Annotated in this window: 27 protein-coding genes; 3 read left to right on the forward strand and 24 right to left on the reverse strand. The window is 69.3% G+C overall.

The annotated features are described in order from the left end of the window. Positions 1 to 154 precede the first annotated feature (154 nt). Positions 155 to 3,691 carry a hypothetical protein gene (locus OU995_RS18575; protein ID WP_267831507.1) on the forward strand — a complete coding sequence of 1,179 codons (3,537 nt, stop codon included), beginning with the start codon at positions 155 to 157 and terminating at the stop codon, positions 3,689 to 3,691. Here OU995_RS18575 and OU995_RS18580 read toward each other — a convergent pair. The 24 genes from OU995_RS18580 to OU995_RS18695 all read right to left on the reverse strand — a co-directional run bounded on the left by OU995_RS18580 (position 3,688) and on the right by OU995_RS18695 (position 22,441). Beyond that, entirely contained in the window at positions 3,688 to 3,918 is a 231-nt protein-coding gene (locus OU995_RS18580; RefSeq protein ID WP_267831508.1) for a hypothetical protein, read from the reverse strand. The genes OU995_RS18575 and OU995_RS18580 overlap by 4 nt on opposite strands. Next, a complete protein-coding gene (locus OU995_RS18585; RefSeq protein WP_267831509.1) occupies positions 3,911 to 4,939 on the reverse strand; it encodes an SET domain-containing protein in 1,029 nt (342 codons plus the stop codon). Before OU995_RS18585 ends, OU995_RS18580 begins: the two co-directional genes overlap by 8 nt. A 15-nt stretch (positions 4,940 to 4,954) precedes the next feature. Then, positions 4,955 to 5,437 carry a hypothetical protein gene (locus tag OU995_RS18590; RefSeq protein ID WP_267831510.1) on the reverse strand — a complete coding sequence of 161 codons (483 nt, stop codon included), beginning with the start codon at positions 5,435 to 5,437 and terminating at the stop codon, positions 4,955 to 4,957. Between the two features lie 45 nt (positions 5,438 to 5,482). Next, a complete protein-coding gene (locus tag OU995_RS18595; protein WP_267831511.1) occupies positions 5,483 to 6,577 on the reverse strand; it encodes a hypothetical protein in 1,095 nt (364 codons plus the stop codon). Positions 6,578 to 6,703: 126 nt separating this feature from the next. Continuing rightward, positions 6,704 to 7,279, reverse strand: coding sequence for a GNAT family N-acetyltransferase (locus OU995_RS18600; protein ID WP_267831512.1), 576 nt, complete (start codon positions 7,277 to 7,279; stop codon positions 6,704 to 6,706). Positions 7,280 to 7,299: 20 nt separating this feature from the next. Beyond that, complete coding sequence (locus OU995_RS18605) at positions 7,300 to 8,400, reverse strand: hypothetical protein (protein WP_267831513.1); 1,101 nt, start codon at positions 8,398 to 8,400, stop codon at positions 7,300 to 7,302. A gap of 149 nt (positions 8,401 to 8,549) precedes the next feature. Beyond that, positions 8,550 to 9,743, reverse strand: coding sequence for a pectate lyase (locus OU995_RS18610; RefSeq protein ID WP_267831514.1), 1,194 nt, complete (start codon positions 9,741 to 9,743; stop codon positions 8,550 to 8,552). A gap of 132 nt (positions 9,744 to 9,875) precedes the next feature. Beyond that, the gene (sctT, locus tag OU995_RS18615) at positions 9,876 to 10,703 is read right to left on the reverse strand and encodes a type III secretion system export apparatus subunit SctT (RefSeq protein ID WP_267831515.1); all 828 of its coding nucleotides are present in this window, start codon (positions 10,701 to 10,703) and stop codon (positions 9,876 to 9,878) included. Next, positions 10,700 to 11,230 (reverse strand): hypothetical protein, encoded by a 531-nt coding sequence (locus OU995_RS18620; protein ID WP_267831516.1) that lies wholly within the window; start codon positions 11,228 to 11,230, stop codon positions 10,700 to 10,702. The genes sctT and OU995_RS18620 overlap by 4 nt, the downstream gene beginning before the upstream one ends. Before the next feature lie 14 nt (positions 11,231 to 11,244). Beyond that, positions 11,245 to 12,567 (reverse strand): type III secretion system ATPase SctN, encoded by a 1,323-nt coding sequence (gene sctN / locus OU995_RS18625; RefSeq protein WP_267831517.1) that lies wholly within the window; start codon positions 12,565 to 12,567, stop codon positions 11,245 to 11,247. Further along, positions 12,564 to 13,292: a type III secretion system stator protein SctL gene (gene sctL, locus OU995_RS18630; protein ID WP_267831518.1), complete on the reverse strand. Its 729-nt coding sequence runs from the start codon at positions 13,290 to 13,292 to the stop codon at positions 12,564 to 12,566. Before sctL ends, sctN begins: the two co-directional genes overlap by 4 nt. 34 nt (positions 13,293 to 13,326) lie before the next feature. Then, a complete protein-coding gene (locus tag OU995_RS18635) occupies positions 13,327 to 14,055 on the reverse strand; it encodes a type III secretion protein HrpB4 (protein WP_267831519.1) in 729 nt (242 codons plus the stop codon). Continuing rightward, on the reverse strand, positions 14,052 to 14,843 hold the full coding sequence (gene sctJ / locus OU995_RS18640) for a type III secretion system inner membrane ring lipoprotein SctJ (protein WP_267831520.1): 792 nt from the start codon (positions 14,841 to 14,843) through the stop codon (positions 14,052 to 14,054). The genes OU995_RS18635 and sctJ overlap by 4 nt, the downstream gene beginning before the upstream one ends. Positions 14,844 to 14,850: 7 nt before the next feature. Continuing rightward, entirely contained in the window at positions 14,851 to 15,234 is a 384-nt protein-coding gene (locus OU995_RS18645; protein ID WP_267831521.1) for a hypothetical protein, read from the reverse strand. A gap of 22 nt (positions 15,235 to 15,256) precedes the next feature. Beyond that, a complete protein-coding gene (locus OU995_RS18650; protein ID WP_267831523.1) occupies positions 15,257 to 15,727 on the reverse strand; it encodes an HrpB1 family type III secretion system apparatus protein in 471 nt (156 codons plus the stop codon). 67 nt (positions 15,728 to 15,794) lie between these two features. Next, a complete protein-coding gene (locus tag OU995_RS18655) occupies positions 15,795 to 16,868 on the reverse strand; it encodes a hypothetical protein (RefSeq protein ID WP_267831524.1) in 1,074 nt (357 codons plus the stop codon). Positions 16,869 to 16,904: 36 nt separating this feature from the next. After that, positions 16,905 to 17,195 (reverse strand): hypothetical protein, encoded by a 291-nt coding sequence (locus tag OU995_RS18660; RefSeq protein WP_267831525.1) that lies wholly within the window; start codon positions 17,193 to 17,195, stop codon positions 16,905 to 16,907. A 16-nt stretch (positions 17,196 to 17,211) separates the two neighbouring features. Beyond that, positions 17,212 to 17,604 carry a hypothetical protein gene (locus OU995_RS18665; RefSeq protein WP_267831526.1) on the reverse strand — a complete coding sequence of 131 codons (393 nt, stop codon included), beginning with the start codon at positions 17,602 to 17,604 and terminating at the stop codon, positions 17,212 to 17,214. Between the two features lie 33 nt (positions 17,605 to 17,637). Beyond that, the gene (locus OU995_RS18670; RefSeq protein ID WP_267831527.1) at positions 17,638 to 17,907 is read right to left on the reverse strand and encodes a hypothetical protein; all 270 of its coding nucleotides are present in this window, start codon (positions 17,905 to 17,907) and stop codon (positions 17,638 to 17,640) included. Further along, on the reverse strand, positions 17,904 to 18,542 hold the full coding sequence (locus tag OU995_RS18675; RefSeq protein WP_267831528.1) for a hypothetical protein: 639 nt from the start codon (positions 18,540 to 18,542) through the stop codon (positions 17,904 to 17,906). Before OU995_RS18675 ends, OU995_RS18670 begins: the two co-directional genes overlap by 4 nt. Then, positions 18,542 to 18,943 carry a hypothetical protein gene (locus OU995_RS18680; RefSeq protein ID WP_267831529.1) on the reverse strand — a complete coding sequence of 134 codons (402 nt, stop codon included), beginning with the start codon at positions 18,941 to 18,943 and terminating at the stop codon, positions 18,542 to 18,544. Before OU995_RS18680 ends, OU995_RS18675 begins: the two co-directional genes overlap by 1 nt. Beyond that, positions 18,940 to 20,010, reverse strand: a complete 1,071-nt coding sequence (gene sctC / locus OU995_RS18685; protein WP_267836303.1) for a type III secretion system outer membrane ring subunit SctC — start codon at positions 20,008 to 20,010, stop codon at positions 18,940 to 18,942. The genes OU995_RS18680 and sctC overlap by 4 nt, the downstream gene beginning before the upstream one ends. Further along, positions 19,932 to 20,966, reverse strand: a complete 1,035-nt coding sequence (locus OU995_RS18690; protein ID WP_267831530.1) for a hypothetical protein — start codon at positions 20,964 to 20,966, stop codon at positions 19,932 to 19,934. The genes sctC and OU995_RS18690 overlap by 79 nt, the downstream gene beginning before the upstream one ends. Further along, complete coding sequence (locus OU995_RS18695) at positions 20,963 to 22,441, reverse strand: helix-turn-helix domain-containing protein (RefSeq protein ID WP_267831531.1); 1,479 nt, start codon at positions 22,439 to 22,441, stop codon at positions 20,963 to 20,965. Before OU995_RS18695 ends, OU995_RS18690 begins: the two co-directional genes overlap by 4 nt. Before the next feature lie 217 nt (positions 22,442 to 22,658). Here OU995_RS18695 and sctU point away from each other — a divergent pair, with 217 nt between their 5' ends. Together sctU and sctV are read left to right on the forward strand one after the other, a co-directional pair. Then, positions 22,659 to 23,741, forward strand: coding sequence for a type III secretion system export apparatus subunit SctU (sctU, locus tag OU995_RS18700; protein ID WP_267831532.1), 1,083 nt, complete (start codon positions 22,659 to 22,661; stop codon positions 23,739 to 23,741). 3 nt (positions 23,742 to 23,744) lie between these two features. After that, positions 23,745 to 25,799 (forward strand): type III secretion system export apparatus subunit SctV, encoded by a 2,055-nt coding sequence (gene sctV / locus OU995_RS18705; protein ID WP_267831534.1) that lies wholly within the window; start codon positions 23,745 to 23,747, stop codon positions 25,797 to 25,799. Positions 25,800 to 25,806: the final 7 nt, after the last annotated feature.

Genomic DNA, 25,806 nt, shown 5'->3' on the forward strand with positions numbered 1-25,806 from the left:
GATCGCCTGGGGATGCGCTGCGCTCTCCACGTAGCGGGTCCGCATGGGGCCCGGCCGGAGTACGCCCGACGCGTGTGCCAGGTTTTCGCTTCAGCTGGGTCGCTTTCGGCTTTGCATCACTGCGCGTTGCGCGGTGACGGCAGCATCCGGACGCATGAAATTCCCATCTTTCCTTGGCGGGTCCAGCCCGTCCGATGCAGGCGGCGGTCTGCCGCCGCCCTCGACCGCCGCATCCTCCACCTCCGGGGCGGCCCTGTCGCCCGGCACGCCTGCCGGGCCGCTGGCGCCCAACGCGTCGCCAGGCGCCTCTCCCGGGTTGAACAGCCCGGCGTCTTCGCGCGGCGCGCGTCCGGTGCCCGGCGGGCACACAGGCGGCATCCTGGACCAGCTCCGGCGCCAGTTCAGGCCGGGCCCCATGAACGTCGCGGCGGGGCCGTTCTACATCCACACCACGATGCCGCCGCTACGGATGACCTCGCCCCCGGGGTACGGTGCGGATTCACCGGCGCCCCTGCCCGCGCTGCCTGCGGCGCCACCCCTGCGCGGCGCCACCTCGCAATGGATCCGCGAACGGACCGAGCGCCTGATCCAGCATCTGCATCCCACACCGCCCGAGGTGAAGACGTCCGTGGACGGCAGCCCTTGCGGCGGCTCGTCAATCACGTCGGCCAGCGACTCTGCCGCCACGCCCGCAGTGGCCGCCGCCGATATCCTTGGTGCGGCGTCCAACCCGCGCGCCTTTGCCAGCACCGTGCGCACCCTGTTCCATCGGGATGCCGACCATCGCGACGACGTCGATACCGGCACCGCCCTCGACGCCGACCCCCTCGCCACGAGCCAGTTGATCGCTACCCTCACGGCCCGCCTGGCCGGCCCCTCCGCTGCGCCGAACGGCGCGCGTTTCGCCAAGGCCCTGCAGGGCGCACGCGCACTGGCGGTGGCCACCGGCGGAGACGCTGCGCTGGCATTGAATGCGCTGGACCAGTTGCCTCACATCAGCGGGTCCATCCTCGCGGACCGCCCGCAACGCGGCCCGGCCACGCCCACGGTATCAGGTGCTCCGCAAGATGCGTCCAGCGCCGCGTGGCGCGCCGCCTGCCTGCTGAGCGCCACGCGCAGCGGCTTTGACGCCCTGTTGACGCTGAGCGACGACCACAGCCTGCGCGCCCCCGGCGAGGCCGGCGAGATGAAGCGAGAGGCGCTGCACACCTTCCTGCAGGCCGCGGCCTACCTCGCGGACCACGCGGATCCCTCCACCGTCCCGGCCCCCGGCCAGCCATCCGGCAGCACACGCCGCCGGCTCAACACCGCGTCCAACGCCGCCGCCCAGCTGCACGACGCCATCTCGCGCCTGGCCCGCTCCAGTCCCAGCGCCCCGGATCCTCAAGCGCTGGCCCTCAACGCGCTGGTCTGTGCGGCCCGGCTGATGGAGGCCCCGCTGGCCACCGCCCAGGAGATCGCCAATACGGACCACGTGGCCGCCTACGTGGCCTGGCGCAGCGGGTACCACGAGCGTGGTCCGGGCACGGCCCTGGCACGGACACAGGCCCGCATGGCCAAGTTCCTGACCTGGATCCCCCGGGCGGAACGCCGGGCCGCGAACCCCGCCACCGCGCTGGATCCCCGGCGCTGGATCGGCCAGCAGAAATCCCCGCTCACCGCCACCGCCTTCACCGCTGGCGGCGCCAATCTCGGCCTGGCGGTCCGCGAGGCGGAGCAACTCCAGCAGGCCGTGTCCGCCGCGCTCAGTGCCGTCTCCGACCGGCTGGGCGCTCTGGCCGCCTGGAAGGTGGCACCGGCCCCTCGGCGCATGGAGGCGCTGCTGCGCCAGCAGGCCGTGGCGCATTGGGCCGCAGTGTCCCAGGGCCTGGGCCACCCCGGCGAATGCCACCCCGGCAAGTCGGACCGCGCGGCCATCGTCAGCGCCGCCGCGGCGCTGGCCCCGGGGCTGGGGCTGGACCCGGCCGCTCTCGCCTCGCACCGCCAGGCCAGGGAGCTGAAGCACCTGGATCTGAAGGCCCTGGAGCGATGGCTGCAGGAAACGCCCGCCCTCGGCGTCCCCGCCGAGGGCGCCGCATCTCCAGCCACTTCATCCCCGGCAACCCTGATCGCACAGGTGCGGGAGCGCCTGCGGTTGCGCCCCATCCGCCCCGCCGGCGGCACCCGCGCCGACATCCAGGACGCGCTCACCCAGGTGATCGACACCACGCCCCTGGGCAACAACGTGCGCTACTTCGACGGCGGCACCTACGGCGTGAATGCCAACACCTCGCTGAACATGCAGGACTTCAAGGCCATGATCGGCCTGTCGCTCGGCCCGGGCTACAAGTCCCTGCGCGGGCGGCACGCCTTCCTGGAGATTGGTTCGTCGTCGTACGGGGGCGAAGTGTTCATGGGCGTGGACAAGCGGACCTCGCACGGTGGCGCGGTCGGCCTGTTCGGCGGCATCGCGCTGGGCATCCACGAGTCGATCTTCCATGTCTCCCTGGGCGGTGGCGCGGGATATGCCTACTCCCACGACACCAGCGCGCCCAGCGGCGTCATCATCCGCACGCGGGTGCGGCGCGACGCCAACAACAAACCCACCGATTCCTGGCGGGGGCAGGCCAACGATGTGCTGCGGTTCCTGTTCGAGCAGAGCGTGCCGACAACCGCCCCGGCAGGACGATCCGGACCCTTGGGCACCGGCGCCCGCATGGCGCCGGAGGCGCTGTGGCAGGCCTTCAGTGAACGCTTCTTCCGCGAGCGGGACATCTCGGTGAACTGGCGTGACCAGCGGCGCAGCAGCCACACCGTCTCGGAGGTGCGCAATGCCATGGCGCGCTTCTCGCTGGCCGGCTGGCACTTCGGGCCCTCCTTCGCCGCCAGCAACGACCACCTGGTGGGCGGCAAGAACGAGCGCATCGACGCCAACGGCTGGCTGAAGGGGCTGGAGCGCTCACGCGCGCGCTCCTCGGCGTTGAACGTCAACCTGTCGCTGGTGTCGGCCTCGGCCAGCCCGGGCCACTTCGCCCGGCATCCGGGCCAGCCAGAATCGGTCAGCCTGCCCAGCGTGCCGATGGTGGGCGTCTCGGCATCCCTGATGCCCCAGGGCGCCAGCGTCACGCTGCGCATGGTGGACGAACACGGCGACCTGCATCCGGGCTACATCCGCTGCCTGGTCGAGTTCCTGGACCCGGCCTCCTTCATGTCCTATCTGGGCCAGCGCACGGCTGGCCTGGCCAACACCGGCCGCAGCCGGCAACGCCTGGAGGCCTTCCGGCAGGAGGTGATGGCGGCGGCCACGCGCGGCAATCAGTCCTTCGGGGAAAGCCTGAAACTGCGGCCAGAGATCGTGGAGGTGATGAATGTGCACCGCGACGAGGTGGAGATGATCCGTCGCTGCGCCGCGCCGGGCCAGCCATCCCTGGATCCCCGCATCGCTGCGCTGGAAGGCGAGATGGCGCGCCTGCTCAACGATCCCGGCAGCTGGAAGCTCTCCGGCTACTACACCTACGAGATCAACACCGAGGGTTACACCGCAGGCCCGGCCTTCATCGGCCAGGCCACGGCGGTCACCGCCGCCAACGGGGAGCGGGTGTTGGCCGAACTCGCCATGGCGGAACTGGAGGCGCTGGATCAGACGGCGGCGGAAGACGTCGCGGGCGTCGCCGTGGATCCGTCGCCACCGCCGCAGGACGCGACGGATTAATCCCGCCGCAGACCCTGGACCGCCGCGCGGGCCAACTGATAACCGGCGAAAGGCAGCAGGACCGAGCCTGCTCTGGAGGAACTCCTGGCGGCCGCCATGGAGGTGGCGCTCGGGATGGAAGTCGTCAGGGCCGTGTCCACCGCCGGCTGGATGCCGGCCGGGAATCGTTCCTCCGCTCGGCGCAGGCGCCGCGACAGCTTCACCACGGCCCGAAAGGCCTCAAGCACGTGAGAGGTCATAGTTCCACCTCAGTTCAGTCCCAGCCGGGATGTCCTGGCTGGCAAAAAACGCCGGCAGGCCGATGTGCCAGCCGTGCGACCACTTGGACGGGAACAGCACCCGCGTCAGGTTGTAGCCCTCGGCGGGATGCCCCGCGCGCTGGCCCATCGCGTCCACCTCGAACAGCGTGTTGGTCAGCGACATCAGGTTCTCGCCGTTCACGAAGGCCGGGCCCGCGCCGCTGCGCAGGGCCATGAGGTAACGGTCGTCCTGCAGCAGGAAGTAGTCCACCTCGCCCAGCATCTGGCCGCCGTAGACACCCAGGCAGGTGCCGGCGGGGATGTTCGCCCGCGCGAACACGCCGCGCTGCCCCACCAGCGAAGCCTCATGCGGCCCCTTGAGGTCGGCCTCGGTCAACCGGCGGGCCAGCATCCAGCGCTGCTGCGCCGCCGCCCGGGCCCGCTGGCTGCAGGCAGCGACAAAGGGCTCCACGTCCGCCATCGCCCGCCGGCTGCCATCCGCCAGGGGCAGGCTGGCCTCGTCGGCGCAGAGCAGGCGCAGCGCGCCATGGTCGGCATCACGGAACGGCGCCAGGCCGCAGTCGGCATCCGCATAGTTGCGGCGCGCGATGCGCTGGCGCTCGCGGTACCGGAACACCTTGACCAGGGACACCCAGTTCGCCATGGCCGCGCTCACCGTCTGCCCGCGGCGCTGGGCCAGCGCGATGGCGTTCATGCCGCCGAGCGCGCCACCGGAGGCGGCTTGCGCCACCATGCCGGCCGCAGCGTCCGGCGAGGTCACGGCATTCACATAGGCCAGCAGCTGGTCCTTGAAGGCGATCAGCTGGCGCATCACGGCCAGGCGGGCCTCGGCCGGTGGCAGTTCCCGCCGCAGTCGCTCCACGGCCTCCCGCATGGCCTGGCTCACGCCCTCGGCCTGGCCGGCGCGGCCGTCCAGTTGCTCGATCACCGCGCGGATGTCCAGCGGCTGCGCCGCCGTGGCGGCTTCCATGATGTCTTCAGGCTTCATGCAAAAGGCTCCCCGTTAGATGAGCTTGGACTGGATGTCCGCGCCGTTCTTGAAGTTCACGCCCATGCGCTCGGAGGCCTTGAGCGCCAGCGTCCGGGCCGCGGTGGCCGTATTGGTACGGATCTGCTGGCGGGTCTGCTCATCTTCCAGCGCGTCGGTGTCCTTCTGCGTCTTCGTGAGCTCTTCCTGGTTCTTGCTGTTGAGCTCGTAATGGCTGGTCGGCGTGGGTGCTGGAGCCGGTGGCGTGGGCGCCTCTGGCAGCCACGGTGGTCCGGACCGGCGGCTGGCCAGGCTCACGCCCGGGCTACCGCCATCGGGTGGCGCGGGCGCCCGCCCCAGCTGGCTGATGGCCGAACCCTCCCCGCCACGCGAGGTCGGGCCACGCGGCGCGCCATGGGGGCCCCCGTTGTCGCCGCCCGTGGGCCCGGCGCCGGGGAGCGCCTCGGGCGGCGGCAGGTCGAGGGGCTTGAGACTGTCGAGGGGCACGTTGTTGGACATGATGTGGGATAGCGTTGGGAGAGTGGGAAATCCGGCCCCTGCCCCTCAGGGCAAGGCGCCGGCGCCAAAGACGGCCAGGCTGATCAACGTGTAGTCGCCAGCGGGCACGAAGGTGGCCGTGAGCGCCGCCGACACAGGGCCGCCCTTGGCTTTCATGCCGCGCACCACCCAGCCGGCGGAGTTGAGGTCCTGGGACCAGCGCGCGGCCTTGAGCCGCTCGAAGCCGGCGCCGGTGTTGCGCAGGCAGCGCACCAGGGCGTCCAGGTCCGTATCGGCCACCCGGCCTTCCATGCGGATCCCTTCCACCCGGGCATCCGCATCGGCGCGGATCTCGAAGGCATCCGCCAGAAGCGTCTGTCCATCCTGCGGCGCGGCCTCGCGGCTCACCATGCGGCTCATCGCCACGCAATACCGCAGCGGCGGACCTTCCACCACCGGTGCCTGCTCGGCACGGGTCGGCACGCAGCCCCGCGAGGCGTCGCTCATGGCGTTGACCAGCCGGCAGACCACGGGCCGGTAGCTGCGGCCATCCCATTGCAGCGTGGTGGTACGGAGCTCCAGCGCGGAGTCGTTGGCGGTGACATGGATGTCGGGATACCCCATGCGGCCCAACGCCTGCGGCTTGGGCGGCGTGCTGGCCATGGCCAGCAGCAGCGCGCGGTACTGCGTCCCTTCATCGGCGAACAGGCCGTAGGGGCAGTTGCCGTCCCCGCAGAGTTCACGCGTGCCGGACGCCATCAGGACACGCGGGCCGCTGGGGCCGAGTTCCATCTCCTGCATGAGCACGCGGCCATCCGGCGGCACGCCTTCACGCCGGGCCAGCGCCTTGAGCGCCGAGGCCACCTCGGCCGGCACCTTGTCCGGTGCGGCGGTGCGGGGCGCCGTGGCCGGGCGCGGGCCGGAGCCGCAGCCACTCAGCAACGCAAGTAGCGCCAGCGACGCCACGATGGAGAACAGCGCGGAAAAACTCAACGCGACTTCCAGGGCCACTCCAGCCCCCAGGCGCCAGCGTGGGCCAGGTTTGTCGGCGGCCGAAGCGTCGGTGGCGGGCAACTCGCCGCCCGAAGGGCTGACCAGCGCGGGTTCGACCGGCTCCGTGGCGGGCGTCCTGCCGGCCCATGAAAAACTGCGGTGTCCCATCCAGACTCTCCAGCCCTGTGGTGGTTGTTGTGAGGCCCAGTCTCCAGCCTTGCACGGACTCGTCTGGTAAAGCGTGCGAAATGGCGCGGTGGGAAACGAAGGCCGTTCAAGCCTCCGGCTTACCGCTCAGTCCAGCCGCAGGATCTCGACCATCACCTCTTTGCGCCGTCCCCAGGCAAAGGCCGGCGTCTGGCCGGTGGTCTGGAAGCCGTGCTTGCGCAGCACACGCAGGCTGCGGATGTTGTCCACCAGCACATGCGCGTTCAGCGGCCGTTGCGGCGCCACCGCCAGCAACTGGCGAAGCGCCTCGCTGGCCACGCCCTTGCCCCACCAGCGGCGGGCGATCCAGTAACCGACCTCCCAGTCCCCCTGGAAGCGGTAGCAGGCCACATGGCCGGCGAACTGGCCGTCCGCCAGCACCGCACGGATCTGCAGCTCGGAATCGGCGAGCACTTTGCGCCATGCCGCATCGAACTCCGCGCGGTTGCCGGGTTCCCGCAGGGTCAGGCCCGCGATGTGCACGGAGGCGGGGTCGCTGAGGTGGGAAAACACCTCGTCCAGATCGGCCACGGAGAATGGGCGCAGCACCACCTCGGGCAGGGTCCGCTGGCGCTCAGGCAATGCCGGCGCCAGCGGGGCCGCGAGGAAGCTCCCTGGAGGCGGTCGCCGCAGAAGCCCCTCCTGCTCGTTCAGCACCGTCATGACGCGAGGAGCCACCGGGCTCAGATCAGCCCGCCATCGCGGATGCCGTCGTGGTCGATGTCCACGCCGTGCATCGCCACCTCCATCAGCTGCGCGTTGTGCAGGATCGACAGAGCCTGGCGCATGTCGCCGCGCTCGCGCTGGTGCAGCAGCCGCTGCTCGTGCTCGGCGGCAATGCCCGCGAGCATCGGCTGCAGGTCGTCGCCGGCCAGGGTGAAGATGCCGCGCGTGGGGTCGAACAGCGAGAACTGCTCGTCCGCCTCCCGGATGCAGGCCACCGGCCGGGGCAGCAGCCCTCCTGTGAGCAGCAGCAGATGGAACTTGTGTTCCGAGTCGCGCAGACGGTCGGACAGCTGCCGGGCTGCGGTATCGATGACATCCGCCTCGGTGCTCAGCAGCAGGTTCAGGCGCAGGGCCAGGTCGCGATCCGACGCGCGCAGCACGCTACCCACGCGCGGATGCGGCCCGAGCGCCCGCAGGCCCTCCATCAGCTCGCGGTGGCCGAGCAAGGCGTCCACCACGCCGGTCTCGTACAGGCGCTGCAGGCGGTCCTCCTGGACCGTGAGCGCCTGGCCGGCCAGCAGCCATTCCAGCGCCAGACCGGTCGACACCACCGGGGCGGTGGCCGTGTAACGCGGCAGTAGCTGCGCGATCAGCGAGGATTCATCAAACACCACATACGGGAAGGCATGCAGTGTCTCCACCGCCCGCCCCAGCGCGAGCCGGTCCGGACCACCTGTCGCCGCATGGCGCGGCGCCACCAACTGCGTATGCGAGGCATCGCCCGCCGCCACCGTCCCCATGGCATCCATCGGCGGCGTCGCCTCGGGGCGCTGCACCGGCAGCGGGGCGCGGGCGCGCCACAGGGATTCACGCGGCGCGGGCTCCAGGTCGGCGCGCGCCGGCAGCGGCGCCACGGCGGTGGGCGCGCTGACGGCGGCGCTGGACAGGGAACTCCCCAGCCTCATCGGCCGGCGCAGCGCGGCCAGCCCTCCCTCGCTGACCGCCATCGTGCGAGGACCGGTGGGCACGGCCTGGGCGGGGGTGTTCGGCTCGGCATCACGCGGTGTGTCGAAGACGGGAACGCGAACGCGGCGGACGAGGGAAACGGGGGTGACCATGGGTTGTTTCTCCACTGATGAATGTTGCCCCCATTGCGCCAAAGCCTGGGGTCTGGTGCTGCGCAAAGAACGAAGCGGACACCGGGAACGCGAAACCACCCCGGGTGCCCGGTGCCTTCCGCACAGTTGGCACGGCGCACCGCCCTCCATCAGCCGGTGTAAGGCTTGTAGCTCTGGTTCACCGCGCCTTCGACCAGCGCGCCGGAGGGTGCCAGCACGTCGTTCTTCACCGTGCTGGGATCCACGTTGCTCAGGTAGATCCTGGCCTGCGGCGAGTCGGTACGGACCAGCGCCTCACCCGCGTCCTTCGTGGTGATGTTGCTGAGCTTCACGGTCAGCGGGAAGTCCTTGCCACCGTTCTGGCGCACCAGCTTGTCGAAGTCCTCGGCGTGGAAGCCGTTGATCGAGATGGAGCCCGACGCGTTGATCTGGAAGACCTTGTCCGACGCGTGATATGCACCACCGCCCTCCACCGTCACATGGCCCGGCTTCTTGAGCGTGAAGGCATCCTCGCCCACGTCCTTCCACCAGACGTTCTTGAGCGTGGCGTCGCCGTTGGCATGCACACCGTCGCCGCCCTGCACCTGCACGTTCTGCAGGGTGGCCCCGGGTTCCAGCTGGAAGACCGGCTTCTGGGTCTCGGACTGACCGCCATCCCCCAGTTCCGGGCCGGCCTGGTAGAGCTTGCCGCCACCGTCGAACGTCTGGCCCGCCTTGACCACGATGGGCTCGTGCACAACCACGGTGCCCTTGGCCTCCGGGATGCGGGTGGAGGGCGTGATCGTGGTGGGCGCGTCGGTCTTGCCCGGCGAGGTGGGATTGGTGGGCGACGTGGGGGAAGTCGGCGAGGTGTCCGGCTTGGTGGACGGCTTGCCGCCGCCATGGGCATCTTCGGGCGGAGAGACGCCGCGATCGCCTTCGTTGGAGCCCTCGTGCTTGTTGCCGGTCCGGCTCCATGGATTCGACGAACCGTTGTTGTCGTTCTGGCCGGGGGATGAGCCGCCCACGCCACCACCGCTACCCCCACCGCCGCCGCCAGAACATCCGTCGGCGCCGCTGCCATCCTGCTGCGGATTGAACAGGCTCTGCAGGTTCTGCAGGAACTGCTGGAAGGGGTCGGTCTGTTGCTGCGAACCGCCGGAAAATGGGCTGCCTCCGCCACCGTTCTGCGAGAACAGGTTGGCCATGTGGTTGAGCAGGGCCATGCCCAGGGCAATGGTCTGCATCATCTGCGCCACCTGCATCATGCCGGGGCTGATGCCGCCGTCGCCATGGGGCTGGTAGGCGTTGTAGCGTGCGTAAGGATCGGCATTCGTCGAGCCGATCGGTTCCACTGCGTTCATCTGCTGACTCCTTGTGGGCGCGACTCGAATGGAGCGCCGCCTGCAGAATGCCCGCGGGGGTCCACCGGCCCCGCCCCTTGGGCGAATTGATGTCGGCCAGTCCGAATGTCGGCTCGAACGTCCGTTCGGAATTCAGCGAGCCGCCGCGTCCGTGAAGAACCTGTGCAGCTCCCGCGACAGGTCGTCCAGCATGAAGTGCCCACGCAGCTGCGTGAAATACACGCCGATCATCAGGCTCAGCATCACCATCGTCACCGCGCCCTTCACGGGCTGGGCCATGCTGTTGGGCTCCAGCTTCTCGGCGGTCTTGGTCAACAGGCCGAAACCCAGATCGACCAGCAGCAGCGTCAGCAGCGCCGGGGCGGACAGGCGCGCCACGGACAACATGTACTCCCCCAGCCGCATCTGGGCAAAACGCTCCAGCAGCTGCACGCCATCGGGCGAGGTCCGCGTCAGCGGCCACCAGGTGTAGGAATCGAAGATCATGCCCAGGAAGGCCGTCATGCCGCCCAGCACGTAGAAGGCCCAGATCGCCATCTCACCCAGCAGCGAACCCACGGGTGTGCTCTGGTCGCTGCTGTTGGGGTTGCTCTGCTGCACGTTGTTGTAGCCCGCCAGGTTGTCGATCATGGAGCCCACGCCCTCGGCCACCCAGAAAATCAGTCCGGCGGCGAAGCCGATCAGCAGGCCCAGCACGGCCTCCTTCAGCACCAGCAGGGCCACGTCGACGATGGACAACCCGGCCACGACATCCGGGGACTGGCCCCATGCGATGAAGAGCCCGATCCAGATGGGTAGCCCCGCTCGCACCATGCCTGGCAGCTTGGCGGCGGAAGTGGCCGGCATCACCAGCATCGCGGCGATCAGGCGCGCGCTGCACAGGGACAACAGCGCAAACAGGTTGCGTAGCAACGTGCCCTGCTCCATCAGGATCTGGTACTGGTCCATGCCGGTGCTCATGCGCGGCTGCCCACCTCGTCCGCTGTGGCGCGGGCTTCGATGGCCATCCCGATCATCCGCGCCACCGCCGTCTCCTCGGCGTCCTCGTCCTGGGTGTCCTCCTGGGCTTGCGCGGCCTCCCGGATGGCCTTCTTCAACTCGTCCTTGAACAGCTGCGCCTGCTGCTCCAGGCGTTGCAGATGGGCGCGAGCGTCCCGCAATTCCTCACGCACCGTGGCCACCCGCTGCTTGTGCACACTCGTTTCGTGCTGGGCCTGCTTGAGGTCCTGCTCGCTGGCGTCGATCTGGCGCTTGCGCATCAGGGCCAGGTCCGGCGAGAAGCTCTGTGCACCGCCATACAGGTCGAACAGCGCCCGCTGCGCGTTCTCGAAGACCTCCTGCCGGTGGGCCTCGGCGGCGCGGGCCTTCTCCAGCCCGGCCTCGCACTCGCGCACCGAGGCCAGAGCCTCGGCCACCACGCCTTCCTGCCGCTCGATGCGGCGGGCCTTGAGCCGCACCAGGGTGCGCCAAATCGGGATGGCCGCCATCTCCGCCGGTCTCCTCAACCCTGTGCGACACCGGCCATCGCCCGCACCGACGCGTCATAGCGCCAGAGATCCTCGGTCGCCTGGCAGAGAAACTCGCGCACCCGCGGCTGCTTGTCCACCGCCTCGTCGGCCAGCGCATCGGCACCAGGACGGTACTCGCCCATCTGCACCAGCATCTCCAGCTCGTCGAACTTGGCCATCAGCTGCCGGAAGCGGCCCGCCGCATCGCGGTGTTCGCGGCTCACGATCTGCGACATCACCCGGCTGAGGCTGCCCAGCACGTCGATGGCGGGGTACTGGTTCTTGGCCGCGATCTTGCGGGAGAGGATCATGTGGCCGTCCAGGATGCCGCGCACCTCCTCCGAGATCGGGTCACTGCCGCTCTCGTCTTCATACAGCACGGTGTAGAGCGCGGTGATGGAGCCGGTCGCCCCCATGCCCGCCCGCTCCAGCAGGCGCGGGATCTCCGCAAAGACCGAAGGCGGAAACCCCCGGCGCGCCGGCGGTTCGCCCGCGGCCAGGCCGATCTCCCGTTGCGCCCGGGCGAACCGGGTGAGCGAATCCATCATGAGCAGCACCTTCAGCCCCTGGTCGCGGAAGTACTCGGCAATGGCGGTGGCGGCATGGGCGGCCTTCGCGCGCTCGATGGAGGACCGGTCCGAGGTGGCACAGACCACCACCGAACGGGCCATGCCGGCCTCACCCATGATGATCTCGATGAACTCGCGCACTTCGCGCCCCCGTTCACCAATCAGCGCGATCACGCTGATGTCGCAGGCCGTGCCACGCGCCAGCATGCCCATCAACGTGCTCTTGCCCACGCCGGCCGGCGCGAAGATGCCCATGCGCTGGCCTTCGCCGAGGGTGAGCAGGGCGTCGATGATCTTCACCCCGGTGGGCAGCGGCCGCTCGATCATCTCCCGCGCCATGGGGCTGGGGGGCAGCGCAAAGACCGGGCGTTTCTCCACGGTGTGGATGGGACCCCTGCCGTCGATGGGCCGGCCCAGGCTGTCGATCACGCGGCCCAGGACGCCCTGCCCCACGGGCACGGACAGCACTTCGCCCAGGCCACGGACCCGGCTGCCGACCCCGATGCCCAGGATGGAGCCGAATGGCGACAGGATGCTGCGTCCGTTGGAGAACCCCACCACCTCGGCGGACTGCAGCACGTCGCCATCGGCGCCGATGATTTCGCACAGTTCGCCCAGGCGGGCGTCCAGCCCACTGACCCGCATCAGCGTACCCACCACCTCCACCACCTTGCCGGTGCGGCGGACCAGCGGCTGGGCGCGGATCTGCGCGTCCATGAGCGCGGTCAACCGGTCGAGATCGCTCATGGGCCCGCTCCAGTGCCATCGGGTCCCGTTGGGGACAGCCTCGCACATGCCTGCCCGATCGCCGAGCGCAGTGCCTCCAGTTGAACGTCCAGGCTCGCATCCAGCGAGCCCTGCGCGGAGTCGAACAGGCAGGCGCCGGGCGCCAGAGCCTCATCCGCCACCACATCGATCTGTGCCTGCCGGGAGTAAGCGCCCTGCGAGAGCGCCACCGCTTCCTGGGCCGCCGCCAGGTCATCGGGATGCACGCGCAGGGTCGCGGCGCTGGTCTCCCGCAGCAGTTCGCCCACATGCATCAGCGCCTTGTCGAACAGGCCGCGCGCGGGCTCGCTGCGCAGCACCCGCTCCACGGCGGTGGTCACCAGGCGGGCCAGGGCCTCCAGCCGGGCCTCCATCGACGTGGCCTGGGCCAGCACGTGTTCGAGCCGACGCGCATGCCAGGCCTCCAGCACCGACGCTTGCGCGTCACGCCGCGCTTGCGCCTCAGTCAGTGAGGCCAGTTCGCTCGCCTGCCGTTCGGCGTCTTCAACGATCTGGCGGGCCTGCGCTCTCGCGTCCGCCAGGCAGGCCTCGGCCTCCTCGCGGGCCCGCGCGCGCAAGCCGTCGACTTCCTCATCGATCAGGCGCATGGCCGCGCCGGCCTCCACAAAGCGCTCCACCTCGGCCGCGCGCAGCCATCCGTCGGGCACGCCGAGCTTGTCGTTCCGCAGCGCCAGCCAGGTCCACATCTTGTTTTTCTCCTCCATCACCCTGGCATCCCGGTCAGGTCTGGAACCAGGCATCCACCATGGGCAGATGACTCACAAAGGTCTGGGCCGCCGCCCGTGACGGACGCGAGGCCCAGGCCCGCTCGCTGCCATGCGCGTTCACTGGACCTGGCGCCAACACCCGTCCATCCGTCCGCAGGGCCGGCAAGGCTCCGGCGGAGGCCACCGTTCTCGGCAGCCCCAGCCGCACCCAGCGGCGCAGCGCGCGGTCGCGCCAATGGCCGGCGCGGCGCAAGGCCTGGTAGGCCTCCAGCGCCCATTCGGCCGGCGGCCGCTCCGCCACCTCGGGCGGTGCGGCCGTGGCGCCTGCGCCCAGGTCCACGAGCGGACCGTATGCCGGGCCCAGCACAGCCTCCAGGGCCTGGCGGGGCCCCCGCCGCACGCACGAACGCAAGGCCCCCGGCGTGGCCGCCAGGGCCAGCGCGGCCAGACGTGCCAGGCGATCCTCACGGGCCAGCAGACACCAGCGGCCGGGCAGCTCGTCAAGATCAGTGACGTCCGGCGCCTCGCCGCAGACCTGCTGGAACACCGCCAGGCCCAGTCGGGTGCCAAAGCCCAGGCGTTCCACGTCCGGCAGCATCAGATGGAGGTCCGCGGCCTCAGCCACATCCCCCAGATCCGACAGCAACGCCGCATGCCAGGACGGATCGACCTGCGCCTGCGGCGCGGCCATCAACTGGTCCAGCCGGCGGACCACCTGCTCGTAGTGCCGCGCGGGCTTCATCGCGGCGCCGTGGCCCACGGCAGGCGGGCAGCCAGCGTGGGCGGCAGCAGGTCCGGCTTGCGCCACAGCACCCAGCCCGCACCGCCGATCAGCAGGATCGACACCAGGGCCAGCAGGATCCAGGGCCACGGGCTGGCCGCCGGCAACGGCACGGCGGCCCGCGGCAGTTCGCCCTGCACCAGCGTCACCGCCACGTTGTCATACACCAGGCCCTCCACACTGCGGGCCACCATGTTCTTGATCGCCGGCACCAGCGCGGCCAGGTTGGCGTCTGCCCGGTACTTGACGAACACGCTGGCGCTGGAGGGCCGTGGCGCGGGGGCGAGCGGGTCGTTCTGCGGCAGCACGATGTGCACCCGGGCGGTGATGACACCATCCACGTGGGAGAGCGTCTCGGACAGCTCCTCCGCCACGCCGTGGATGAAGCGCACGCGCTCTTCGGTCGGGGTGGAGATCAGCCCTTCCTTCTTGAACAGCTCGCCCAGGTTGGCATGGCGCTCCTCCGGCAGGCCGTTGGATCGCAGCACCTCCATGGCACGCACCATGTCGTCCTGCTCCACACGCACGCTCCAGGTCTTGCCACCGTCGGGGGTGTCCTTCCAGGCCGGCACACCGGCCTGGAGCAGCGCCGCCACCATCTGGTTGGCGTCGGCTTCGGCCTGCTTGGTGTAGAGGTCGATCTTGCAGCCACTCAGCAGCAACACCAGCGCCAGCAGCCAGACGCGGGGCAGCGAGGTCCGCGCTGCGATGCCAGCGGAGGCTCTGGAAGGAAAGGCAAGCTCGCGCATCACGCCCTCACTGGTTCTTCATCAGGGTCTGCAGGCCGTTCTTGGCACTCTGCGCGATGTAGGAGAAGGCGTTGTTCTGCGCTGAGACGTTCACCACCCGGAACATCATCTCCGTGTGCTTCACCGTCGCCTCCTGCGGATTCAGCGACGGGGCCTCCAGCGAGGCCTTCTGCATGTCGCGCATCAGGTCCTGGTACATGCGTTCATGCTGGCCCAGCAGGCTGGAGATCACATTGGGCGCGCCCACCTCCGGCGCGGGCCGCGTGGCCGGGTCCTGCGCCAGCAGGTCGGCGAAGCGGCCGGCGAGGTGGTCCACCGCCGCTGGGCTGGACTGGCTCTGCTCCAGCGAGCGCAGCACGGCGGGATCCTGGATTCCGCTGATGGGGGACATGTCGGCTCTCCTTCCCCGCGCCTCAGGCCCGCATGGCGCTGTGTTCCATGGCCGCGCTCTGGCCGGAACTGATCGCCTGCAGGATCATCTCGTTGCCACCGATGTCTTCGGGGTCCACACGGCCCAGCAGCATGCGCATCAGGTCGCGGGCATCCCCGGCCTCCGGCTGCGCCAGCACCCGCTCGGCATTGATGGACCAGGTGGGATCACCGGTGGCGTACTGGCAATAGGCAAGGATCGCGGTGCCGAAGGGCCAGTCGCCGCTGCGCTCGATGGCGGCGCGGGCGATGCGGGTGGCCTGCTGCCATTCGCCACGCAGGATGGCGATCCAGGCGTCCAGGAAATCCAGCTGGTCCAGCTTGGGACGCAGTTGGCGCACGCAGGCGACGATCTCGTCCGCGTCGTCCAGCAGGTTCTGGCTCATCGCCACCGAGGCGATCTCCACCAGGCCCTGAACGAATTCGCGGCGCTTGAGCTGCAACATCAGGTTCATGATCCTCTCCAGGGAACGGTCCCGGACCCCGGCCTGGGCCGGAATCCGGGCATCACGGCGTGGTGGCTCAATGCGCCAACATCGGCTGCTGCATGTTGGGCTGCTGTAGCAGGTTCAGCAGGTACGGGTTGACGCCCGTGGACTGCAGGTGCCCCATCAACGCGTTCACGAAGGAGCTGCCGTAGGCGCTGTTGGGCGAATACGGACGCTGCGGCGTGTTGGTGTTGTAGGTGGTGGTGGCGCTGGGGGTGGCTTCCTTGAGCTGCTTCATCAGCATCTGGACATCCCAGACCGAGGCCAGGCCGTCGGTGTCGCGCTTGCCCTTGGACGCGCGGACGGTCGACTGGAGCTTGTCGAACAGCTGCGGGTTGCTCGCCAGCGACTGGCAGGCCATCTTCAGGTCGGCCGGGGCTTCCGTGCCGTCCGGGCAGCGGCCGCCCTGGGCGATGTTCTGGATGTCCGACATGCTGATGTTCTTGCCCTTGGGGAAGAGCTTGGACGCATACTTGCCCAGCGTGGTGACGGTGGCGCGGTCGTTGTTCGGCTGCGCGTAGGTCGGCACCAGCGGCTGGCCGTAGGTGGGCATGTTGGTCTGCAGTCCGGTGGGGAAGCCCATCGTTTGCTGGCCATAGGGCTGCTGGCCAAACGGCTGCTGGCCATAGGACTGCTGCTGGCGCTGCAGCCCCTGGTAGGCCTGCATGGCGTTGTACAGGCCACCGGAGAGCTGCATCAGGTTCTGCAGTTGGCCGAACAGGTTCTGCACATTGCCGTTGGCATTGCCCAGGCCACCGGTCTGCGGACCCACCATGCAGTTGTAGCTGGGCATCGCGCCCATGCCCTCGCCCATCAGCTGCATCAGCTGGCTGGCCATGTTCAGCAGCTGCGTGGTGGGCTGCTGCTGTTGCTGGTAGGGCTGGTTCATGCTGATCTGCGGGAACTGCATCAGGTTGGACCACGGCGTGGCGCCCCCCTGCTGGTTCTGCGCCTGATCGAGCTGGTCGCGCAGCGCCTGGTTCTCGGTCTTGAGATTGGCGATGTCGCGATCACGATTGCGGATCTTGGACTTCAGATTGTTGACGCCGGGCATCATCAGCGCTTCGCCGGTGAGCACGCCGGCGGCGCCGGCCAGAACTGGAACCATGTTGATTCTCCGTGTGAGTGAATGGGAGGCCCTGGCTTAGACCAGACCCTTCATCGAATCGACCATCGCCTTCGCCGTCTTGCCGATCATTTCGGCAAAGGTGCGGATGACGGTCAGCATCGCCTGTTGCATGATCTGCTCGACGGCTTGGGCGTTCTGCGCGCCTTCCATCTGCAGCCCCTGGTTGTTGATGCCCATGAGCTGCGACTGTCCGGAGGACAGGTTGCTCATCGAACCACCGCTAACGTCCATGACGTCTTCCTTTACAAGAGATGAGTGGACAAGCCACCCGTTGCGATACGGCGGGCCTGAGCCCGCCAGCCACATGGCCGGTCCGCCTCGCTCAGCTCACCAGTTCAGGTTGCTTGTGGAGCAGCTCCAGCATGTTGTTGGCCGTCTCGCGCACCGCGGTGTTGTCGGTGGTGGCGAGCAGGCCCTCGATGGCGCGCTTGCCGTCGGCGTCCCCCGCCAGCAGCAGGGAGATGGCCAGCGCCAGCCGGGCTGGTTCGTCGTTGGGGTTGCGGTGCACGTATTCGCTCAGGCTGCCCTTGGCCACGTCGGTGGCGCCGGCCATGCCGGAGACCACCGCGCGGCAGACCTGGAATTGCAGCGGCTCGGCCAGCGTGGACTCCACCACGTCGCAGATTTCGTTGCCGTCTTCCATCTCGCGGTACACCAGCCCCAGCAGGCCGACGGCCATCAGGTTGCGATACAGATGGGTGAAATTGAGTTCCATGAAGTCCTCCGGAATCGGTTGGGGCCGCTTGGCTCAGAACACCAGGGCCACGCCGTGGATGCTTTCCCACACCTGGCGGACCACCCGCTCGGAGGCCTGGAAGCCGCGCAGCAGGCGGGAGATCAGGTGGCGCTGGCTCTCCTCCTTGGCGGAGGCCAGCATCTTGTCGGTGGCTTCACCCACGGACTGGAAGTACTTGACGATGGCGCGCGCCCGGTCACCCGTGGTGTCCTCGGAGAGCGTCTTCTCCAGGTTGGACATGTCGGCGAAGATCGATTGCTCCATGGCGGTGGATGGGTTCATCTCTGGCTCCTTGCACTGGTCTGGGGTAACCCGAGGTCGGAGTCCTTCAACTCCTCGACGGGCGGGTTGGTGAATGACAGATGTTTCGTACCGTCGCGCGTCTGCACATAGGCCATGCCGGAGGACTCCAGCATGGCGCCCACGGGCGTGCGCGGCGCAGGTGGCAGGTCGGTGACCTGCAGGCGAATGGCGCGGACCAGCGGCGCCAGGTCCGCGGCGATGCGGCCCGCCGCCACACGCAGGCGGTCGGCGCGCACTGCGGCACCTTCGATGACGAAGTCGCCGGCGGCCACGTGCCGGACCGTGACCTGCGGTTCGTCCAGCGCTTCGGTAATGCTCTGCGCAATGTCGGTGGCCGCGGCATAACGCCGCAGCACCAGGCCGCGCGGCAGCGCGTCGAGCGCCGCATTCAGTTGGGCCACCTCGGCGGGCGTGGCCAGCAGCCCCTCGACAATCGCGCCGCCGGCCCGCTCGCGCACCACCACGCCCTGCACCCGGGCGACGGTGACCGCCTTCTGGGCCTGGGCCAGCGGGGACGGTGGCGGCACCCGGGCCGCCGCATCGCTGGCCACCCCGGTGGCCACGACGGTGAAAGCCCCCGCCAGCAGCGCGGCGCAGGCCGTGGCGGCCCACATCAGCCAGGGGCGCCGGCGGGTGTCCGCGGCGGGTTGGTCCGTCCCGGACGGCGAGGCGGCGGTCGGCCCCCCGCCTTCGCGACGGGACGCAGCAGGCGGTCCAGCAGTTCCAGGTCGGACGGCCAGGTCGAGGCATCCGCGGGGCCGACACACAAGGCCGTGCCGCCGAACTGGCGGGGCATCAAGTCGATCGCGAGGTCGCCGGTCGCGGCGTCGGCGACTGACCAGTGGGCGCTGTACACGTTGTCGGCTCCTTCCCGGATGTCCAGGACCAGCATCTCTCCGGTCCAGTCGAGCAGCCGGATGTCCGCGTCCGCGTCGGCGGAGATGGCATGCCGGCCTGGCGGCAAGAGTAAGTCGGTGCCGGCATGGCGGCCGGTCAATACACGAAGCCGATTCATGGTTTGCGAACCCCCGCGTTGGATTTGCCGCCGCCGTTGCGCAAGCCATAGCTGCCCGGGTCGGCGAGGCGGTCCACCAGCGGGCGCACGGGATCCGGCGGCACCATGGGGGCGGGTTCACCACGCCCGTTGCCAGGTACACGCAACCCTGGCAGCGCGGCCGCCGCGGCGGCGCTCGGCATGGTGGGCGACGGCGCCGGCAGCGGAGCCATCGGCGCGGCCGGCGACGGGGGCGCCAGGGCCGCGCGCGTCTGCGCGGGCACCGGCGTGATTACATGCGGCGTCAGCAGGAACATCCGCTCCGACCGCGCCGTATGCTGCTGGCGTTGCCGGAAGGCCGCGCCCAGCACCGGGATGTCCTTGAGCAGCGGCACCCCGGTCTCACCGGAGGTCTCGCTGTCCACGGTAATGCCGCCGATCAGCAGGCTCTGCCCTTCCAGCACACGTGCCTCGGTGCGGATCTCGGTGCGCTTCACGACCGGCACCTGGTCCACGTTGGTGGACTGGAAGCTGCCGTCCTCGATGAAGATGGAGAGCTTGATCGACGCCGGGAACCCGGGCGCTCCCGGCGTCACCTGCGGGGTGACCTGCAGCGTGGTGCCGGCCTCGACCTGGAAGAGGTTGACGTCCAGGTTGCCGGCCACCCGCACGCTGGCGATGCGCTTGTCCGACATCACCGCTGGCCGGTTGGCCTCCCCCAGCACCCGGGGTTTGGAGATGATGCGCGCGCGGCCATCACCCGCCAGGGCCTGCACACGCGCCATCAGCGAGCGGCCGGCGTCGGTGAGCAGCGTGGCCACGGTGAAGGGCTGGGTGGAGGTGCCGCTGCCCGTGGTGGCGTCGCCGCCCGACGGACCGCTGACCGAGAACTGGCCCCGCGTGCCTTGCACGGACCAGTCGACGCCCAAGGCCGAAAGGTTGTCGGTACTGACGTCGATGACGGTGGCTTCCAGCTCCACCTGCACCGGCCGCACGTCCAGCGCGCGGATCAGCGAACCGATCTCCTCCATGCGGCGGGCCTTGGCGTAGACGATGACGGCGTTGCTGTTCTCGTCGACCTCGAACACCGGCGCTTCGTCGTCCGTGTCCTGGTCCAGCGGGCTGCGCACCGCGCGCGGCGCTGGCGTGGCGCCCGACCCTCGGCGGCGCCCTGCGCCGCGCCGTTCTGCAGCGAGGCCATCAGCCCGCCCTGCTGCTGCATGGCGCCATACATCTGCTGCATGGACCGCGTGGTCGGCGCCACCGAACGCGCCGCGTTCTTCTGGGCCGTGGCCAGCACCCCGGCCGGGTTCTGGCGGGCGGCGCCGCCGGAGCCGAACACCGAACGCAGGGTCGAGACAATGCCGGTCACGTTGACGCTGCCCATGGCCCGGTCCCCCGCCGAGGCGTTGGAGAGCGAGAACACTCGGGTGATGCGCCGGTTCTGCTCGATGGCGCCCACGTCCAGCGATTCCACCGCCAGCCCCACCAGCTCCACATGCCGCGGCGGGCCGTAGACCAGCAGCGTGCTGTTGGTGGAATCCCAGCGGATCGGATAACGGTCACTGGCCAGCCGCAGTGAATCCAGCAGTTGCACCACCTGCCGGCGCTGGTAGCCCTTGAGGCGGAAGATGCGGCTCTGGATGGCGTTGGCCGGATAGAAGTAGTAGGCCGTGCCGTCGAAGTACCAGATGAGCGCATAAGCCCGGCACAGGCCATCCAGGAACTGGCGCGCGCTGGTGTCGAAATTGCCGCTGACCACGCCCTCCACGCGCTGGTCGACCACCACCGGCACCCCTTGCGAGGACGCGAAGTCATTCAGCACGTCGGCCAGGCGCTTGCCATCGGCACGGTAAACAAAACGCTGCGTGCCGGGGCCGGCGGGCGAGCCAGGGGCTGCGGTGCCGCCCTGGTCCGCCAGACCGGCCGTGCCACCGGCACCCGCGCTCTGCGCCCATACCTGCGGCACGGGCACCCCCACCGTGGCCAGCGCGGCCAGGCAGGCCGTGGCGCGCTGGCGCAAACTGCTGGGCGGGGCTTTCATGGCTTGGATCCGTTGCCGCCGGACTTGCCGTGCAGCGTCTCGAACGGCGTCTCGGCGAAGAGTTCACGGTAGTTCTGCGCCAGCGTGGAGCGGTTGTTCACCCCCCAGCGGCCCGCCACATCCAGGATGCTCACGCGCGAGCCTGTCGCGCTGGTGGTCTGCAGCTCCGAGCGGATGCGCTCCATACGGCGGCGGCGAATGAATTCAGCCGGTGTCAGGCCCAGGTGGGCCCGGAAGGCCAGTTGCAGCGAACGCTCAGTGACGCCGGCATGCGCAGCCACGTGGCGCACGGACAGGTTGGTGTCCGACAGATGCTCCAGGATGAACTGGTAGGCGCCGCGATAACGCAGCGGCAGTCGCAGCCGCACCGCATCACCGCCCTCCGCGTCCGTCTCCGCCGGGTTGGCCAGCACGGCCTGGTTGAAGTCGCGCTTGAGCACGTAGAAGGCCTGCTCCACATGCTGCTTGTAGGCCGCCAGCGAATCGCCAATGCGGCCCTGCGTCTGCAGCAGCTTGGAGCGGCAGTACTGCAGGTCCATCGAATAACGGCTCTGGCGCACCTGCGACTCGTTGTGCGCCAGCGTGCTCAGCATGTCGAATGCGGCATTCGAGGCCCCACCGGCCATCAGCGCCATCGCGCTTTCGATGCGGGCATTGGATTCCAGACCCGCCAGGCGCCGGTCCTTCAGCCAGGACAGGCATTCGATGAGCCGGCCCGCATCGCTGATGTCGCTGGCGCCGCAGGCCGAGGTGATCAACAGCTGCAGGTGCTGCAGCCGGTGGGCGACCAGCACCATGTCACCCACCGATCTCTCCTGCTCCGCGAGCTGGCGGCGCAACGCCACCGGCGCGGGCATGGTGCCGGCGCGTTCTCGGAAGCTGGTGGCAAGCGCATGGTCGGACAGCTCATCCGAGCGCCGCGCCAGCTGCACGGCGGCCAGTTCCAGGCGATGGCATTCCACCACCTGGGCCAGCTGCAACCAGCCCTGCTCTTCACACACGGCGGCGGACGCGGTCACCAGCGTGGCGCCACGGCGGCATTCCCCGAGCAGTTGCAAGGCGTCCGCCTGGCAGTTCATGGCCTCCACCATCAGGTCCGGCGGCGCGGCCGCGTCGTCCACGATGGAGCGGAAGCATTCAATGGCGCGGCCCGGGCGGTTCAGGCAGAGAAAGGTCCAGCCCTGGTCCAGCGACGAGCACCACCGCAGCCACTGCCGGGACACGCGCCCATACAGCTTGCGCACGTCCTGCAGCATCTCCTGCGCTTCCTGTTCGCGGCCCAGCGCCAGCAGCGTGCGGGCCACCATCTGCACCAGCAGCGAGCGCTGGCGGTCCTCCATGTCGGTGGGAATGCGCCAGAGGCGGCGCAGGCCGATGTGGGCGGCCTCTTCTAGGTGTCCGCGCAGGATGCGGTCTGCGGTGTCGGGGTCGGCTTCGCGGCAGCGAAGGACGCTCAGGGCCAAGGGGATCTGCATCGGATGTTTCCTCCGGCTGCGGATTTCACAGGGGGGGTGCGGGTGACCTTCGGGTCGCCGCGAAGCCATGTGCGGTTATGCGATGGGGTTCGCGTCCCGGGACAACGCTTCGGCCGCGCACGCTTGCATCCGCAGCACGGCTTCTAGATTCGCGCGGCGTGATCGAGAAGCCGCGTCACACGAGGCCTCGGTCTCGACATCCGCAGGAGGGCGGACCATGTCCGATGAAAAGACCGAGAAACCGACACAGAAGCGGCTTCGCGACGCGAAGCGAAAAGGCCAGCACGCCAAGAGCCAGGACGTCACCGCGGCCATGGTGCTGGGCGCGATGACCGCCTGCCTGGCCGCCGCTGCCGCGATGACGGCCGACCGGCTGCTCTCGGTGGTGTCGCGCCTGCTGGACGACCTGGGCCAGGTCCGCGCGTCGACCGACCTCATGCCGATGCTGGCACCCATGGTGGGCGAAGGCATCCTGTGCCTGCTGCCGTTCATCTTCACCGCCATGCTGGCGGGCATCGCGGGCTCGGCGATGCAGGTGGGGCTGAACATCTCGATGGAACCGGTCTCGCCCAAGTTCGACAAGCTCAACCCCGCGCAGGGGCTCAAGAAGATCTTCTCGATGAAGTCGGTCATCGAGTTCGTGAAGACCGTGGTGAAGGCGCTGGCCATGGCGGCCGTGCTGTGGAAGGTCATCCTGGACCTGATGCCGGCGCTGATGAGTTCGGCCTACCTGCCGGCCGCCGCCATCGCCGCCGCGGGCTGGGACGCGGTGCTGCACCTCATCTTCGGTGGTCTGCTGCTGTTCCTGGTGATGGGGCCGCTGGATTTCGGCCTGCAGAAGTTCCAGTTCCTCAAGGACCAGCGCATGTCCAAGGACGAGGTCAAGCGCGAGCACAAGGAATCCGAAGGGGACCCGCAGCTCAAGGGCAAGCGCAAGCAGATCGCCCGCGAGATGGCCACCTCCGCGCCGAAGGAGACCGTGCCCGGCGCCTCGGTGGTGGTGACCAACCCGACGCACTACGCGGTGGCGCTGCGTTACGCCCCTGGCGACACGCCCGTGCCCATCATCGTGGCCAAGGGCGTGGACGAGGAAGCAGCCGTGATCCGCCGCCTGGCCGAGGAGCACGGCGTGCCGCTGATGGCAGATCCGCCACTGGCTCGCGCGCTCTACACGCTGCCGCTGCAGGAACCGATTCCGGAGCGCATGTTCGAAGCGGTGGCCGCCATCCTGCGCTGGGTGGCGATGGTCAAGGCCGCCGGTGGCGGCCCCGCGCCCCGGCAACCTGGCGGAGGCATGTAAACCATGGCCATCAAACTTGGTGCCGGCATCGGCAATGACCTGGCGATGGCCGGGCTGGTGGTGGCGATCGTCAGCCTGATGATCCTGCCGCTGCCCACCTTCGCGATCGACTCGCTGCTGGCGGTCAACATCTCCATCAGCGTGCTGCTGCTGATGACGACGCTGTTCATCCCGAACGCCATCGCGCTATCGACCTTCCCGTCGCTGCTGCTGTTCACCACCCTGTTCCGTCTCTCGCTGAACATCGCCTCCACCAAGTCCATCCTGCTGCACGCCGATGCGGGCCATGTGATCGAGACCTTTGGTGAACTGGTGGTGGGCGGCAACCTGGTGGTGGGCATCGTGATCTTCCTGATCATCACCATCGTGCAGTTCATCGTGATCTCCAAGGGCTCGGAGCGGGTGGCCGAAGTGGGCGCGCGTTTCACGCTGGACGCGATGCCGGGCAAGCAGATGAGCATCGACGCCGACCTGCGCGCCGGCCTGCTCACCGGCGAGGAGGCCCGCAAGAAACGCGCGCTGCTGGCGATGGAAAGCCAGATGCACGGCGGCATGGACGGTGCGATGAAGTTCGTCAAGGGCGACACCATCGCCGGGCTGATCATCACGCTGGTGAACCTGGTGGCCGGCATCATCGTCGGCGTGATGTACCACGGCATGACCGCCGGCGAGGCGGCCAACCGATTCGCGGTGCTGTCCATCGGCGATGCGATGGTCTCGCAGATCGCCTCGCTCTTCATCTGCGTGGCCGCCGGTGTGCTGATCACCCGCGTGGCCGACGATGGCGAAAAGAAACCCCGCTCCCTGGGTCAGGAGGTGGGGGCCCAGATCACCGGCAACGCGCGCGCCATGTATCTGGCCGGCGCGCTGGTGCTGGCCTTCGCCGCCGTGCCGGGCTTCCCGGTGCTGCAGTTCCTGGGCATCGCGATCGGGCTGGGCGCGGCCGGGTGGGCGCTGGACAAGCGGCGCCGCAAGCAGGAACAGGTGGCCATCTCCAAACCCATCAGCGCCTTGCAGCGCGATGGCGCCAAGGGCGAGCCGCCCTCCATCCGGCAGGAGCCCCCCCTGTTCGCCAAACCGCTGGCGGTGCGCATGTCCCGCCAGCTGGGCATGCTGCTGGAGGCGGATGCGCTGGACGAGGCCATCACCACCGAACGGCAGCGCCTGCAGGAAGAGCTGGGGCTGCCCTTCCCCGGCGTGGCGATGTGGGTCACCAACAACCTCGAGGCCCTCGAATTCGACGTGCTGCTCAACGACGTTCCCACCCGCGAGGTCAAGCTGCCCGGCCGCATGATGCTGCTCACCGACCCCGCGTCGCCGCTGGCCGAGCGCGCGGAGCGCCATGGCCCCGTGCTGGACCAGCCCGAGTCGCTGTGGCTCAAGGAAGGCCCGCTGCCGGAGGCGGAACGCCGCACGGTGCTCACCATCGAGAACGTCATCGCCCGCCACGTCACCGGCGCGCTGCGCCAGCATGCCCACATGTTCATGGGGGTTCAGGAGGTGCAGTGGGTCATGGAACGGGTCTCCGCCGAATACCCTGGCCTGGTGGCCGAGGTGCAGAAGATCCTGCCGGCCCAGCGCATCGCGGAGGTGCTGCGCCGGCTGCTGGAGGAGCAGGTGCCGGTGCGCAATGTGCGCACCATCCTGGAAGGCCTGATCGCCTGGGGCCCGAAGGAGAAGGACATGCTGCTGCTGACCGAATACATCCGAGCGGACCTGGGCCGCTACCTGGCCTACGAGGCCGCTGGCGGGGGCACGGTGGTGCAGGCCATCCTGATGGAACCGGATGCCGAGCAGATGATCCGCCAGTCCATCAAGTCCACACCGGCGGGCAACTATCTGGCGATCGCGCCGGAGGCCTCGGCGATGCTGGCCGACCAGATCGCGCAGATCGCCGGGGACCAGGCGCGCAAGGGCGTGGCCGTGGTCACCTCCATGGACATCCGCCGCTATGTGCGCAAGATGATCGAGGCCCGCCTGTCCTGGTTACGCGTCTATTCGTTCCAGGAGCTGGGCAACACCATCGAACTGCGGCCCATCGGCCGGGTGGCGGTATAAGGAGCGG

This window comes from Roseateles sp. SL47 (assembly GCF_026625885.1).
GTDB lineage: Bacteria > Pseudomonadota > Gammaproteobacteria > Burkholderiales > Burkholderiaceae_C > Roseateles.